Source organism: Niveibacterium sp. 24ML (assembly GCF_026586805.1).
Lineage (GTDB): Bacteria > Pseudomonadota > Gammaproteobacteria > Burkholderiales > Rhodocyclaceae > Niveibacterium.
Genome location: NZ_JAPFHA010000006.1, coordinates 114,294 through 129,238 on the forward strand (window position 1 = coordinate 114,294; position 14,945 = coordinate 129,238).

Genomic DNA, 14,945 nt, shown 5'->3' on the forward strand with positions numbered 1-14,945 from the left:
CAGAGCGAAGACCGCACCAAACCGGAGACCGCAATGAGCAGCGAACACACGATGCCCGACCCGCTCGAATTCATGAAGAGCCTGTGGGGGCAGATCGGTTTTGCCGTGCCAGGCATGGTCGCCCCGACCATTGACATTGGTGAGCTGGAAAAGCGCATCACCGACATGAAAGCCGTTGAAGGCTGGCTCAAGATGAACCTGGGCATGCTGCAGACGACGATTCAGGGGCTCGAAATGCAGCGAGCCACGCTGGCCGCGATGCAGGCGATGGGCGAGAGCGCCCGCGCCGCCGCCGCCTCCGCCCAGGCGCGCGCAGAAGCCCCCCATGCAAAACCTGAAGAGGCCAGCGCACCGGCCGAGCCCGCGGCGCAGCCCTTCAACCCGGCCGCCTTGTGGCCGTGGAACCTGGTGCAGAGCGCCAAGGCGGCAGACAGCAGCGCGGCAAGCGATGCAGAAGCCGCCAAGGCGGCAAGCAAGCCACGCGCACGCAAGGCGACGGACAAAAAACAGTGAGCCTGCCAGCCAGCCGCTTTGCGAGCGGCTTTGCCCTCGCAGTCGACTGGCGTGTCGCGCTCGACACCGCGCTTGAGCGCCTGGCCCTCCCCGCGGGCGCCAACCTGGGGTTTTGCTACTGGTCTGACCGGTTCAATGGTGAGATCGACACCATCATCAGCGCCTTGCGCGAACGTACCGGCGTCGAACACTGGGTCGGCGCCAGCGCAATCGGCGTGGTCGGCCGCGAAGGGGCACAGCTTGACGCCCCCGGCATCAGCCTGCTGATCGCGGCGCTGCCCGAAGGCAGTTTCCGCACTTTCTCCGGGCGCAGTCCGCTGCCCCACCAGCGGGAATTCGACGCCCACTCGGCCGTCGTCCATGCCGATCCGGCCACCCCCGACATGCCCGACCTGGTGCGCGACATGGCCAGCAAACTCAGCGGCCTGCACCTGTGCGGCGGCATGGCCAGCGGGCGCGACGGCACCATGCTGCTGGCCGACGCCCCCTTCGCCGGTGGCATCTGCGGCGTGGCCTTCGATCCGCGCATCGTGCTGCAGGGCGAACTGACCCAGGGTTGCCGCCAGCTCGGGCCGCCACGGGTGGCCAGCGAAGTGGAAGACAACCTCATCGGCCGGCTCGACGGGCGCCGCGCCGTGGCCGTGTTCCGCGACACCGCCAGCCCGCTCTACCGCGACGACCTGCGCCGCGCCGCCCGCGGCATCCACCTGGCGCTGGCCGACGAAGAAGACCCCAGCCACTACACCGTGCGCCACGTGATCGGCATCGACCCCAACGGCGGCCGCCTCGCGATTGACGACCAGCCCGACGAAGGGCAACAGGTGTTCTTCGTGCGGCGCGATGCCGAAACCGCCGCGCATGATCTGGACGCCATGCTGCTGCGCCTGCGCAGCCGCTGCCCCGCCGAGCCCAAGGCCCTGCTCTACGTCAGCTGCACCGGGCGCGGCGGCGCCTTGTTCGAGCGCGACGACAGCGAAATCGAAGCGATCCAGCGCGTGTTCGGGCAGATTCCCCTGGCCGGCTTTTTCGCCTCGGGCGAACTGCTCGGCGCACGCCTCTACGGCTACACCGGTGTGCTGACGGTGTTTTGCTGAATCCCCGCGAGAAAGCCTTGCGGCCTTGCGGCCATGGGCGGTACGCAAATCCGACGGATCCTGCTGTATCGCAATGCAGGAAGCGCGAAGCGGGCCGCCTGCGCCCACCGCCAATCACACGCCCCGCCTTTGAACCAAGGCTCCGCCGCCAGACCACCGAAACGCTGGCTCAGGCCGAAGTCGAAACGGTGCAGGATAACGAGGACATCGGTTTCGTAAAAACCGGCCAGGTCGCCGAAATCGAGGTCGAAACCCTCCCCTTCACCCACGACGGCACGATTCCCGCCCAAGTTAATTTCGTGAGCGGCGACGCGATCAAGGACGACAAGCACGGTTTCATCTTCCAGGCCCGGCTGAAACTCGATCACTATGCGATACGGGTGGATGAACGCAATGTGCCGCTCTCACCGGGGATGCCGGTAAGAGCGGAAATGAAAACATGGCAGAGACTTCAGGTGCAGTCTTCGATTCGCGCGAGTTGCAAGGGTCGAGCATCAACTAAAGCGTTGGAATGAACATGGGATACGTCTACGAAAAGATCAGTTCGGCAGACGCCGAGGAATACGGACTTGAGGCGATCAGCCAGGAAGTCATAGTGGGGAGGCTGATGATCGAAAACTGGGTCATCGACCGCGAGCGGGACAGCTATCTCCGCAAGGTGTCGGAAGGACGGCCTGACGTTGATGAAGGCATTACACGCTGGACGTTCTACTGGAATCGCAAGGTGATCTGGATTCGGAGGGATGTTCTTGGCTCCTCGTGGGAGGGCGAGAACGCCATCCACGCGAAACTGAGGATTGCAGAGATGGGGCCCCTTGATCCGGACCCTCATCAACAGCGCAGCATCATCGAAGCGCTACTAAACGCCCTCGACGTGCACACAACAAGGGGTGGGGCCTCGCAGTACAAATGGCGCTGCGACTATGAGTTCGCGCCGGGGATTCTCAATGTAGAACCTTGATAAGTCGCCGGCTCGGTTGGCAGCCCTGTAGGGAGGGGCCGCCGCTGGCGTACCCGCGCAGAGCAAGCACTTGCCAAATGGCGCCCCCTTGAATTGCGGGTTACGCCTTTGGCTAACCCGCACTGCGCTGTCACGTTCATTTCTCCGGAGGCATCGCGATGGCGCGGTAACGGCGGGCGGATGTGGCGGGCAGGTCCCAAATTTTCGCGGTTGTAACTGGGCGCCGACAGCCCATCTCGATGAACCCGCTATCCGAAACGTGCTGCGGTGGGCCGATGATCCGGTGCGGGCGACGTGCCCATTCCGGGGCCGCAAGATGTGCAGGGCTTGATGTCGAAGCTTGGCCCAACGAACGCCCGGCACAGTTGCGGCGACTCGCAAGATAAAGGCGAATTTCCTTGCGCGGTGTCGGGCATGCGCGGGCGCGCAGCGCTAAAGTGCAAACCTATCGTCACGAAGGAGTGCGTCATGAGCCGTCCGTTCCGTGTGCTTGGCATCCAGCAGATCGCCATCGGGGGGGCCGACAAGGCCCGGCTTGCGAACCTGTGGGGCAATTTGTTCGGCCTTGAGAAGACCGGCGACTTCCGCAGTGAGCGCGAGAACGTCGATGAAGACATCTACGTCATGGGGGCGGGCGTGGCGCGCTGCGAGGTGGACCTGATGCAACCGATCGACCCGGCCAAGAAGCCGCGTGTGGACGAACCACAGCTCAACCACATCGGGCTGTGGATCGACGACCTGCCCAAGGCGGTGGAATGGCTTGGCGCGCAGGGCATGCGCTTTACGCCCGGCGGCATCCGCAAGGGCGCGGCGGGATTCGATATCTGCTTCATCCACCCCAAGGGCAATGACGCTACGCCATACAGCGGCGAGGGTGTGCTGATCGAACTGGTGCAGGCGCCGCCGGAAGTGATTGCGGCCTTCGATCTGCTGGCCTGAGCCAGCTTACTCCCGCAACCAAAAGACACAGGACACGCATGGCCACCATGTCGCCCGATCTGCCAACCCGCTTCGCCCCGCCTGCACCGGATCTGGATGAGCACCTGCGCGCTGACCGCGGCTTCCCGGCTGCCTTTCTGCGCGCCATCTGCGCGGTGGCGCTCGACGATGGCGACATCAGCCTAAGCGAGTTTGCCGCGCTCGACGCGCTGGCGCGGCGCACCGAGGATTCCGCGCTCAGCGCCGCGCTGCTGGTGCACGGCGTCGAACACCCGATCGGGGTGCCGCAGGCGATTGCCGATCTGCACGCGGCAAGCGAGGGCGTCGATCAGGGCGTGCGCGCAGCCGCGCTCGACGCGGCCATGCCGCTGCTCAAGCTCCAGGGCGCGCGCAGCCGCGAGCTGATCCAGCGCTTTGCTCAGGCTCTGGGGCAGCCCACCACCCACCTGGTGCTCGACGCCACGCCCGATGGCGCGCCTTCGCTGTGGACCCGCGTGTCGCGCGGCTCGAAGCGCCTGCTCGACCGCGATGGCCTGGTCGCGCTCGCCGAGGAGTGCATTCATCTCACCGGCGATACGGCGCTGCACGGCCCGCTGGCCGATTATCTGGACGGGCGCTGTCCTGCCGGCAGCCTGCGCGCCGCGCTCGAATCGAGCACCCGGGCCGCAAGCGAGCGGATCGCCGAGTTCGAGGCGCAGGTCGCCGCGCGCGTGGCGCAGAACGGCGGCATGAGCAATCTGGCGCAGCAACTCGCTGGCGACGCCGAACGGCTGCGCCAACAGATCGGCCAGCGCCTTGCCATGGTCGAAGCGCGCATCGATTTCGAACGCCAGACCTTCCGCGAGGACATCGACGAGCTGGTGCACGACGCCGGCAACGGCTTCATGCTCGAAGTGGCCGAACGCCTGAAAACCGACGACTGGAAGCAGGCAAAGGTGTGGGAGCGCATCGGCAGCAGCCAGTTCGGCAAGGATGTTGAACGCCGCGTCAACCGCGCAGTCAGCCGGCGTGAGCAAGCGCTGCACCTGATGTACGAAGACCTGCGGCTGTTTCAGGAAGACATGAAGCTCACCCGCGTGTCGATTCTCGAACGCCAGCATCACAGCGGCTACGCGCAACTGATCCCGCCCTTGCGCATGGGCGCGCGGGTGGCCAATGCGGTTGATGGCGCAGCCAAACTCACCCTGGGCGCCGGCGCACTGTCGATCGTCGGCTCGGGGGCGGCGGCCTATGTACTGGGCACCGCAGCGGTCTTGCCCTTGATCGCGCCAGCTGCACCGCTGATCGGCGGCGCCATGGTGGTAGCAGGACTGGTCAAATGGTTCAGCGATCCGCAAGGCCGCAAGGACAAGGAGCTGGCGCACAAACGCGAAGCCTTCGAGCGCGTGCTGCGCGAACAACTGGAACAGGCCGAAGCGTCGTTCGGCGCACAACTTGAGCGCATCGGCGAGGCGTTTCGCGACAGCGCCGACCACACCCTGCGGCCGATGATCCTGGAAGGTCAGGCCGCCGAGCGGCTGGCAAGCCAGCAGGGGCGCCTGGCCAGGCAGCTGATCGAGCGCTCACGCCAGGGCCTCACCCGGATCGCACAGCGCATCCAGACCACGCCCGACTGAGGCCCGCCGAGCCACCGCAAATGCGAACGGCCGCCCGAAGGCGGCCGTTCCTGAAGGGGGTCCTACCACTACGCTGCAGTAAAAAGAGGGGACCGGCTTGAGGCCGGCCCCGCCCAAAAGAGGGAGCCCCTACTGCAGGCTCCCCTCCCCCTTGATCCTTTGGTGACCCGGCCGCTCTTTTGGCAACTCGGGCTGTGGCGCTTGGCGCGCTAGCGGAAGCGCAGGATCGGCTGATCCACCGAAAGACTCTCGCCCTGTTTGGCGAGCACTTCGGCTACAACACAATCCTGCTCGGCTCGCAGTACGTTTTCCATTTTCATTGCTTCGATTGCTGCAAGCCGCTCCCCTGCCTTGACTTCCTGACCGACTGAAACAGCAAGATCGGTCAAAAGGCCCGGCATTGGGGACAAAAGGTACTTCGACAGGTCTGGCCGGGCTTTGCGCGGCATCAAGGAAAGCATCGCCGCTGCTTTGGGCGCCAGAACCAGCGCATTGACGTTGATGCCCGCATGGAAGAGCTTCCAGTGCCAGCCGTGGCGTTCGACCTGCACGACGATCGGCTCGCCGTCCATCCAGCCTTCAAAGCGCGGCGAACCAAAGACCCAGTCGCCCACCAGCGTGTGCCGCAGATCACCGCAGCGCACCCGCTGCCCGCCTTCGATGTCTTCAAGTTCAACGTTGAAGCAGCGGTCGCGGATCTGCACAATGTAGTGATTGCCGACCTTGCGCGGATGCCCGGGCAGCTGGTCTGAAATCTGCGTCTCGCGCATATCGGTACGGCGGTACAGCGCCGCCGCCACCGCGGCCATGCGGCTCAACTCCGCGTCTTCCGCCGGCGCGCCGGTAAAGCCGTGTGGGTACTCCTCGGCGATGAAGGCGGTGGTGAAGTTGCCGGAGCGGAAGCGCGGGTGGCGCAGCAGCGCGGCCTGCAGCGGAATGTTGCTGGCGACGCCGCGGATCACGAAGGCATCCAGCGCCGAGCGCATGCGGCTGATCGCTTCCTCGCGGCTTGCGCCGTGGGTGATCAGCTTGGCGATCATCGAGTCGTAGTACATCGAGATCTCACCGCCCTCATACACCCCGGTATCCACCCGCACCATCCCCGGCATATCTTGCGGGGGGCGGTAGGTCACCAGGCGGCCGGTGGAGGGCAGGTAGCCGCGGAAGGGGTTCTCTGCGTTGATGCGGCATTCCATCGCCCAGCCGTCGCGCTTGATCTCTTCCTGCGTGAAGGCGAGCTTCTCGCCGGCCGCCACGCGCAGCATCTGCTCGACCAGATCGAGGCCGGTGATCATCTCGGTCACCGGGTGCTCAACCTGCAGGCGGGTGTTCATCTCGAGGAAGTAGAAGCTCATGTCCTTGCCGACGACAAACTCCACCGTGCCGGCCGACTGATACTTCACCGCCTTCGCCAAGGCCACCGCCTGCTCGCCCATCGCACGGCGCACTTCTTCGGTGAGGAAGGGGCTGGGCGCCTCTTCAATCACCTTCTGGTGCCGGCGCTGGATCGAGCACTCGCGTTCCCACAGATACACGGTGTTGCCGTGCGCATCGCCGAGCACCTGGATTTCGATGTGGCGCGGCTCTTCGACGAATTTTTCGATGAACACGCGATCGTCGCCGAAGGCGTTGCGCGCTTCATTGCGGCAGGAGGCGAAGCCCTCGTGCGCCTCCTGGTCGTTGTACGCGACCCGCAAGCCCTTGCCGCCGCCACCGGCGGAGGCCTTGATCATCACCGGGTAGCCGATGCCCTGCGCAATCTTCACCGCCTGCTCGGGCGTGTCGATCGCGTCGTTGTAACCGGGGATGGTGTTGACCTTGGCTTCGAGCGCGAGCTTTTTCGACGCGATCTTGTCGCCCATCGCCGCAATCGAGTAATGCTTGGGCCCGATGAAGACGATGCCCTCTTCCTCGACGCGGCGCGCGAAGTCCTCGTTCTCGGACAGGAAGCCGTAACCCGGATGCACCGCTTGGGCGCCGGTCTGCTTGCAGGCCGCGATGATCTTGTCACCGACGAGGTAGGACTCTTTCGAGGGTGCCGGGCCGATGCACACGGCCTCGTCCGCCATCTCGACATGACGCGCGTCGCGGTCAGCCTCGGAATACACCGCGACGGTCTTGATGCCCATCTTGCGGGCGGTCTTGATGACGCGGCAGGCGATTTCGCCGCGGTTAGCGATCAGAATTTTGTCGAACATTGAGAATCCTTTCACCGCAGAGGCGCAGAGACGCAAAGGGCCGCAAAGGAAACGAGAACGCGGCTCTGCGGCCCTCTGCACCTCGGCGTCTCTGCGGTAAGAACCGGTCTCCGGCCACTCACAGCGGAATGTTCCCGTGCTTGCGCCACGGGTTTTCGAGCTTCTTGTCGCGCAGCATCGCGAGCGAGCGGCAGATCCGTTTGCGCGTCTCGTGCGGCATGATCACGTCGTCGATGTAGCCGCGATGCCCCGCGATGAAGGGGTTGGCGAACTTGGTGCGGTATTCCTGTTCGCGCGCGGCCAGCTTGGCCGGGTCGCCCTTCTCTTCGCGGAAGATGATTTCGACGGCGCCCTTCGGCCCCATCACTGCGATCTCGGCACTGGGCCAAGCGAAGTTCACATCGCCGCGCAGGTGTTTGGAGCTCATCACGTCGTACGCGCCGCCGTAGGCCTTGCGGGTGATCACGGTAACCTTCGGCACGGTGCATTCGGCGTAGGCGTACAAGAGCTTGGCGCCGTGCTTGATGATGCCGCCGTATTCCTGCGTGGTGCCCGGCATGAAGCCCGGCACGTCGACGAAGGTGACGACCGGAATGCCGAAAGCGTCGCAGAAGCGCACGAAGCGTGCGGCCTTGATCGAGCTCTTGATGTCGAGGCAGCCGGCCAGCACCAGCGGCTGATTCGCGACGATGCCGACGGTGCGGCCTTCCATGCGCGCGAAGCCAATCATGATGTTCTTCGCGTACTCGGGCTGCAGCTCGAAGAAATCGCCCTCGTCGACGATCTTGATGATCAGCTCGCGCATGTCGTAGGGCTTGTTCGGGTTGTCCGGCACCAGCGTGTCGAGCGAGTCGTCCATGCGGTCCGGGCTGTCGGTGGTCGGCCGCACCGGCACGCCGGCACGGTTGTTCGCCGGCAGGAAGTCGACCAGCCGCCGCGTCATCAGGATCGCCTCGACGTCGTTCTCGTACGCACGATCGGCCACGCCGGACTTCGACGAGTGCGTCAGCGCGCCGCCCAGTTCCTCGGCGGTGACCTCTTCATGTGTCACCGTCTTCACCACTTCCGGGCCGGTGACGAACATGTAGGAACTGTCCTTCACCATGAAGATGAAGTCGGTCATCGCCGGCGAGTACACCGCGCCCCCTGCGCAGGGCCCCATGATCAGCGAGATCTGCGGAATCACGCCGGAGGCCAGCACGTTGCGCTGGAACACTTCGGCGTAGCCCCCCAGCGAGGCAACGCCTTCCTGGATACGCGCGCCGCCCGAGTCGTTGAGCCCGATCACCGGCGCACCCACTTTCATCGCGTGGTCCATGATCTTGCAGATCTTCTCGGCGTGCGCTTCCGACAAGGAGCCGCCGAACACCGTGAAATCCTGCGAGAAGACGAAGGTCATGCGGCCGTTGATGGTGCCGTAGCCGGTGACGACACCGTCGCCGGGCACCGTCTGCTCTGCCATGCCGAAATCGTGGCAGCGGTGTTCCTTGAACATGTCCCACTCTTCGAAGCTGTCTTCGTCGAGCAGCAGTTCGATGCGCTCGCGCGCGGTGAGCTTGCCCTTGGCGTGTTGTGCCTCGATGCGTTTCTGCCCGCCGCCGAGCCGCGCGGCGCCGCGCTTCTCTTCGAGCTGACGAATGATGTCGTGCATGTAAGTCCCCCAGATTGTCGTGTCGCCGCCGGCCATGCCCGCAGCGATGCGTCCCCCGACGCGGCGCCCTGCAATGCAGCCGGCCCCCCGCCCTTACTGCTCCGCCCGGCGCAACAGCTCCCCAGCCGCTGCGCCCGGCGTCGTATCCCCTCGTTCCACCGCTTCGCTGAGCGCACCCAGCGCAGCCCGCACCGCGGGGTGGGCATCGAAGCGCGCCTTGAGCCCGCTTTCGATCAGCGCCCACATCCACGCCACCGCCTGCGTGCGCCGCTTGGCGGCAAAATCGCCGCTCGCCTGCATCGTGTCGCGATAGCGCTCCACCGTTTCCCAGAAGGATGCGACACCTTCCTGACGCAAGGCTGAAAGCGCCAGCACCGGTGGCGTCCAAGCCGCGTTCTGCGGACGCAGCATCGTCAGTGCTGAGCGGATCTGCCCCTGTGCCAGCGCCGCCGCGTTCGGGTCAATGTCCGCTTTGTTGATGACGATGAGGTCGGCCAGCTCGATCACGCCCTTCTTGATCGCCTGCAGATCGTCGCCCGCGTTGGGCAGTTGCAGCAGGCAGAAGAGATCCGTCATGCCGGCCACGGTCGTCTCGCTCTGGCCCACGCCCACGGTTTCGACGATCACGACATCGAAGCCTGCCGCCTCGCACAAGAGCATCGCCTCACGGGTACGCTCCGCGACACCGCCCAGACTGCCCGACGAGGGCGAGGGGCGGATGTAGGCCTCGATGCGCTGAGAGAGCCCTTCCATGCGCGTCTTGTCGCCCAGGATCGAACCGCCAGTCACGCTGGAACTCGGGTCGACCGCCAGCACCGCGACGCGATGGCCGCGCTCGATCAACCACAGGCCGAGCGCTTCAATGAAGGTGGATTTGCCAACGCCCGGCACGCCGGAGATACCCAGCCGCAGCGCCTTGCCGGTGCGAGGCAGCACCGCCTGCAGCACGGCGTCTGCCTGTGCGCGGTGATCGGCGCGAGTGGATTCGGCAAGCGTGATCGCCTTGGCGAGCGCGCGGCGATTGCCGGCGATGAGATCAGCGGCGAGGGGGTGGACGTCTGTAATCACCGCAGAGGCGCAGAGACGCCGAGGGCCGCGGAGGGCGGCGAAGCATTGCGGAACGATGCGTGATTCCCACGAAGGCGGGAATCCTGCGGGTTTGACGGAGCAGAACTTAGCGCATGAACGCCGCCCGTGGCGGGTTGACGCATGGTCTCGTCCTCTGCGGCCCTCTGCGTCCTTTGCGTCTCTGCGGTCAGAAGCATCCTCTCCTCACCCAGCAATGCGTTTGCGAATCTGCGCGAGCACCTCGCGCGCCGCAGTCGGAATCGGCGTGCCCGGCCCGAAAATGCCGGCCGCACCCGCGTTGAACAAGAAGTCGTAGTCCTGCGCTGGGATCACGCCGCCGACAAACACGACAATGTCGTCCGCGCCCTGCGCCTTCAATGCGCTAATGAGCTGCGGCACCAGGGTCTTGTGGCCGGCCGCCAGCGTCGACACGCCGATCGCGTGCACGTCGTTTTCGACCGCGTGGCGGGCGGCTTCGTCCGGCGTCTGGAACAACGGGCCGATGTCGACATCGAAGCCGAGGTCGGCAAAGGCCGAAGCCACCACCTTGGCACCGCGGTCGTGACCATCCTGCCCCAGCTTGGCGACCATGATGCGCGGGCGGCGCCCCTGCTCGGCGGCGAAGGTTTCGATCTCGCCCTTCAGCGATTGCCAGTCTTCCTGCCCTTCCACGACGCCTCCGTACACCCCACTGACGGTTTGCGGATTGGCGCGATGACGGCCCCACACCTTTTCCAGCGCGTCCGACACTTCGCCCACGGTGGCGCGTGCGCGCACCGCGTCGATCGACAGAGCAAGCAGATTGCCTTCTCCGGTTTCGGCACAACGCGTCAGCGCATCGAGGCAAGCCTGCACGCGAGCCGCGTCGCGGCCAGCACGGACCGACTTTAGGCGCGCGATCTGCGACTCACGGACCGCGGTGTTGTCGATATCGAGGATATCGACTGCATCCTGCTTCGCGAGCTTGTACTTGTTGACGCCGACGATCACATCCTTGCCCGAGTCGATGCGCGCCTGCTTCTCGGCCGCGCACTTCTCGACCTGCAGCTTGGCCCAGCCCGATTCAACGGCCTTGGTCATGCCACCCATCTTCTCGATCTCTTCGATCAGCGCCCAGGCCTTGTCGGCCATTTCCTGCGTCAGCGTCTCCATCATGTAGGAGCCGGCCCAGGGGTCGACCACGTTACAGATGTGGGTCTCTTCCTGGATGATGATCTGGGTGTTGCGCGCGATGCGGGCCGAAAACTCGGTCGGCAGCGCGATCGCCTCGTCGAGCGCGTTGGTGTGCAGCGACTGCGTGCCGCCAAACACCGCCGCCATTGCCTCGATCGTGGTGCGCACCACGTTGTTGTACGGGTCCTGCTCGGTGAGCGACCAGCCGGAGGTCTGGCTGTGGGTGCGCAGCATCTTCGACTTCGCGCTCTTCGCGCCGAAGCCCTGCATGATCTTGTGCCACAGCAGGCGGCCGGCGCGCATCTTGGCGACTTCGAGATAGAAGTTCATGCCGACCGCCCAGAAGAAGGACAGCCGCCCGGCGAAGGCGTCGACATCGAGCCCGCTTTTCACGCCGGTGCGCACGTATTCCATGCCGTCGGCCAGCGTGAAGGCCAGCTCGATTGCCTGGTTCGCACCGGCTTCCTGGATGTGGTAGCCGGAGATCGAAATCGAGTTGAACTTCGGCATGTGCTGCGCGGTGTAGCCGAAGATGTCCGCAATGATCCGCATCGACGGCGTCGGCGGATAAATGTAGGTGTTGCGAACCATGAACTCCTTGAGGATGTCGTTCTGGATCGTGCCCGAGAGCTGATCCTGCGACACGCCCTGCTCCTCGGCCGCGACGACGTAGCCGGCGAGCACCGGCAGCACCGCGCCGTTCATCGTCATCGACACGCTGATCTTGTCGAGCGGAATGCCGTCGAAGAGGATCTTCATGTCTTCGACCGAGTCGATCGCGACACCCGCCTTGCCGACGTCGCCGACCACGCGCGGATGGTCGGAGTCGTAGCCGCGGTGAGTCGCCAGATCGAAGGCGACCGACACACCCTGCCCGCCAGCAGCGAGTGCCTTACGGTAGAACGCGTTGGAAGCTTCGGCGGTGGAGAAGCCGGCGTACTGGCGAATCGTCCAGGGCCGTGCGGCATACATGGTGGGCTGCGGGCCGCGCACGAAGGGCGCGAAGCCGGGCAGCGTATCGGTGTGTGGCAGGTCGGCGATGTCGGCGCGCGTGTAGAGCGGCTTGACGGTAATGCCCTCGGGCGTCACCCAGTTGAGCTTGGCCAGATCACCACCCGGCGCAGCCTTGGCGGCGGCTGCCTGCCAGGCAGCGAGATCAGCGGACGTCTTGAATTCCGACATGCGAGACTCCCGTAGCCCGACGCCGAGCCTCCCCGCCACTTGCGCGGAATCCGACGCCAGGTGGAATAAAAGGGGCCGACCCGCAGGTCGGCCCGGGCTGCCATCACACGCTGCAATGCCTCCCCCCAGACGCATCGCAGCGCTTGTCTTCATGCGTGCAGGCTCACTCCCCCAAGTTCGCCGACGCTGGCCCACAGGGCTAACGCTGCACGCATTCCGGCTTGACAGCCCTCGGAACCAATAATACGTTATCCATAATTATGAATACAAGAGGCTTTCGAAAGGTGTCGGCAAAAGCTCACGGGCCACAGCGGATCGAGCGCATCGCGCTCTTCGAAGAGGTCGCGGCGCGCCTGCGTGCGCGCATCTTCGCGCACGATCTGCCGCCCGGCAGTTGGGTGGATGAGCAAGCCATCACGGCGGAGTACGGCATTTCACGCACCCCACTGCGCGAGGCGCTGAAGGTGCTGGCCAGTGAAGGGCTGGTGACGCTGACGCCGGGCCGCGGCTGCACCGTAACCCTTCTGACCGAGCAGGATCTGGATGAAATCTTCCCGATTCTCGCCCTGCTCGAAGGGCGCTGCGCCTATGAGGCCAGCCAGCGCATGGACGAGGCTGCGCGCTTGCGCATCGAAGCGCTGCACGGCGAACTGGAGTCTCACTTTGCGTCGGGGAGCATCGAGGCCTTCTTCGATGCCAATCAGCGCTTTCACCTTGCCGTGCAGGAGATCGCCGGCAATCGCTGGCTTACGCAACTGGTGCAAGAAACACGGCAAAAGCTCAAGTTGATGCGCTTCCACTCCCTGTTTCAGGAAGGTCGGCTGGAGCAATCCCTGGCCGAACACCGCGCAATCGTGAGTGCATTGCTTAAGCCCGACGGCCCCGTTGCGCAGGCGGCAATGGAGAACCACCTCCTGCAAGGACGGCGCGCGATGGGCCGCCTTGCCCCCGCCTGAACAAAGAAAAAGGCCAGACTTTCGGCTGGCCTCTTCGGTTGGATTGGAAATCCCCGCTACTGGAAGTAATACTTGCCCGAGAAGTTCAGGCGAGTGTCTTGGCCGTTCTCACCATCTAGTGTTTCGCGCGTCGCCCAGATCACCTCAGCACCGATATCCACCAGCTTGGGGAAGGGGCTCCAGAACAAGCCGCCGTGTGCCTGCTGCACCATGCGGTTGATGCCGTACTGCCCCGAGCCCAGACCTTGCTGCTTCACGAAATCGGTGTAGTCGTTATCGAAGTTGCGTTGATAGCCGTAGGCAAGGTTGTAGCGGATCTTGTCGCTCGGCTTGATCTGGTAGCCGAGCACCACGCCAAGCGCCTTCTCGGCATAGATCTGTTGCGCGCCCGGATCGTAGATCGCCCCCTCGATATAGTTGAAGTAGCGTCCGATGCCGGAGCCCCCGGTGAGCGCGATAGTGAGGAAGTCGTCGCCGCTCGTCTTGATGAATGAGGAAGCGGCCAGGCCGTAGCCCCGCTTTGAAGTGTCGGCATCGACGGCCGTCACGCAACTGCCATCAGCGTTGGTATCGCCGTTGAGACACCAGCCACCCTTGACGCGCAACTCGTGAGTCACCGCCCGCAGACTCAGCGTCCCCCAATCGAAGCCCTTGTCGTAGCGCAGCACGAGGTCTGGCCAACGCGTGAAGCCGGCGCTCGTGGCCACGCCGGTTTCGTCGAGCACGTAGCTCACCGAACTCTCGATGGCCGCGGTGAAGTTGCCGATGTCCGGCGTGGTGTAGGTGTAGCGCACCATCGGCTGGCGGATGAAAGTGGCGCCGATCGGGCCATTGAAATCCACGGTTTCCGGCAGCGCATCCACATCCATGAAGCTCGACCACGTCTGCCCGACCAGGAAACCGCCCACCTGGCCGTAGGCATGCCGCAAGCGGAAGCCATAGCTGTTGGTCGACTGCTGGGTGTAGATGGTTTCGAGGCTGCCCGTCACCGCCGCATTGCCGGTGCGCGGATCGTTGTTGAAATCGCCCTCGATCTTGACGTTGATCGGGCCATACGACGAGGGCGTCGACGCCTCAATGCCAATCCGCGAGGTGCGCGCATGCATGTAGGTCATGCCTTCACGATTGCTTTGCCCATCCAGCGGCATGTAGGGCGCAAATGTCGAGTAGTCGTTCGCGCCGTTGTCGGCGCCAAAGTCGTGCACCAGGTTCAGCTCCGCGACTCCGTAGACGCGCACCGAAGTTTCCTCGCCTGCGCGGCGATACGAGCCAGGAATGTCGCCCTTGACGACCGCCTCCTTGCCCTGCGCTTCGATCTGATCTTGCAGATCCTTGATCGCTGCCGGGCTGGCCGTCGCGCTGGCCGCCTTGGCCTCAGCCGCGGCCGCACTCGCCGCAGCGGCCGTTGCATCGCTCTTCTGCTGGGCCGCTTTGAGCGCCTGCACCTCGCGCTGCAGTTCCTGTATCTGACGCTCCAGCCTTTCGATCACCTTGGCATCGGTCGCCGCGTACACCGGCAGGCAGAACGCCGCTGCTACCGCGGCGGCCATGACGCGAAGTCTCATTGTCATCGGTTGATCTCCCGTACTTGTGG

The 14,945-nt window shown here is 64.7% G+C and carries 12 protein-coding genes; 7 read left to right on the forward strand and 5 right to left on the reverse strand.

All coding sequences use genetic code 11. The features are described 5' to 3' along the window. Positions 1-33 precede the first annotated feature (33 nt). The 6 genes from OPU71_RS07355 to OPU71_RS07380 all read left to right on the forward strand — a co-directional run bounded on the left by OPU71_RS07355 (position 34) and on the right by OPU71_RS07380 (position 5,123). On the forward strand, positions 34-513 hold the full coding sequence (locus tag OPU71_RS07355) for a PhaM family polyhydroxyalkanoate granule multifunctional regulatory protein (RefSeq protein WP_267726764.1): 480 nt from the start codon (positions 34-36) through the stop codon (positions 511-513). Beyond that, positions 510-1,607 (forward strand): FIST signal transduction protein, encoded by a 1,098-nt coding sequence (locus OPU71_RS07360; protein WP_267726765.1) that lies wholly within the window; start codon positions 510-512, stop codon positions 1,605-1,607. The genes OPU71_RS07355 and OPU71_RS07360 overlap by 4 nt, the downstream gene beginning before the upstream one ends. Continuing rightward, the gene (locus tag OPU71_RS07365; RefSeq protein WP_267726767.1) at positions 1,601-2,122 is read left to right on the forward strand and encodes a hypothetical protein; all 522 of its coding nucleotides are present in this window, start codon (positions 1,601-1,603) and stop codon (positions 2,120-2,122) included. Before OPU71_RS07360 ends, OPU71_RS07365 begins: the two co-directional genes overlap by 7 nt. A 2-nt stretch (positions 2,123-2,124) precedes the next feature. Continuing rightward, a complete protein-coding gene (locus tag OPU71_RS07370) occupies positions 2,125-2,568 on the forward strand; it encodes a hypothetical protein (RefSeq protein WP_267726769.1) in 444 nt (147 codons plus the stop codon). Between the two features lie 468 nt (positions 2,569-3,036). Further along, positions 3,037-3,507: a VOC family protein gene (locus OPU71_RS07375; RefSeq protein ID WP_267726770.1), complete on the forward strand. Its 471-nt coding sequence runs from the start codon at positions 3,037-3,039 to the stop codon at positions 3,505-3,507. A gap of 38 nt (positions 3,508-3,545) precedes the next feature. Then, on the forward strand, positions 3,546-5,123 hold the full coding sequence (locus OPU71_RS07380; protein WP_267726774.1) for a hypothetical protein: 1,578 nt from the start codon (positions 3,546-3,548) through the stop codon (positions 5,121-5,123). 209 nt (positions 5,124-5,332) lie between these two features. Here the strand turns inward: OPU71_RS07380 and accC are convergent, their stop codons facing one another. The 4 genes from accC to scpA form a co-directional block, all read right to left on the reverse strand. After that, the gene (gene accC / locus OPU71_RS07385) at positions 5,333-7,321 is read right to left on the reverse strand and encodes an acetyl-CoA carboxylase biotin carboxylase subunit (protein WP_267726778.1); all 1,989 of its coding nucleotides are present in this window, start codon (positions 7,319-7,321) and stop codon (positions 5,333-5,335) included. Between the two features lie 118 nt (positions 7,322-7,439). Beyond that, on the reverse strand, positions 7,440-8,972 hold the full coding sequence (locus OPU71_RS07390; RefSeq protein ID WP_172200875.1) for an acyl-CoA carboxylase subunit beta: 1,533 nt from the start codon (positions 8,970-8,972) through the stop codon (positions 7,440-7,442). A 93-nt stretch (positions 8,973-9,065) separates the two neighbouring features. Continuing rightward, the gene (gene meaB, locus OPU71_RS07395) at positions 9,066-10,040 is read right to left on the reverse strand and encodes a methylmalonyl Co-A mutase-associated GTPase MeaB (RefSeq protein ID WP_267726785.1); all 975 of its coding nucleotides are present in this window, start codon (positions 10,038-10,040) and stop codon (positions 9,066-9,068) included. A gap of 204 nt (positions 10,041-10,244) precedes the next feature. Then, positions 10,245-12,395, reverse strand: coding sequence for a methylmalonyl-CoA mutase (scpA, locus tag OPU71_RS07400; RefSeq protein ID WP_267726789.1), 2,151 nt, complete (start codon positions 12,393-12,395; stop codon positions 10,245-10,247). A gap of 284 nt (positions 12,396-12,679) precedes the next feature. On the opposite strand from scpA, the gene OPU71_RS07405 reads away from it, so the two are divergent. Further along, complete coding sequence (locus OPU71_RS07405) at positions 12,680-13,351, forward strand: GntR family transcriptional regulator (protein ID WP_267726793.1); 672 nt, start codon at positions 12,680-12,682, stop codon at positions 13,349-13,351. Positions 13,352-13,407: 56 nt separating this feature from the next. On the opposite strand, the gene OPU71_RS07410 is transcribed toward OPU71_RS07405, so the two are convergent. Further along, positions 13,408-14,922 (reverse strand): DcaP family trimeric outer membrane transporter, encoded by a 1,515-nt coding sequence (locus tag OPU71_RS07410; RefSeq protein ID WP_267726797.1) that lies wholly within the window; start codon positions 14,920-14,922, stop codon positions 13,408-13,410. Positions 14,923-14,945: the final 23 nt, after the last annotated feature.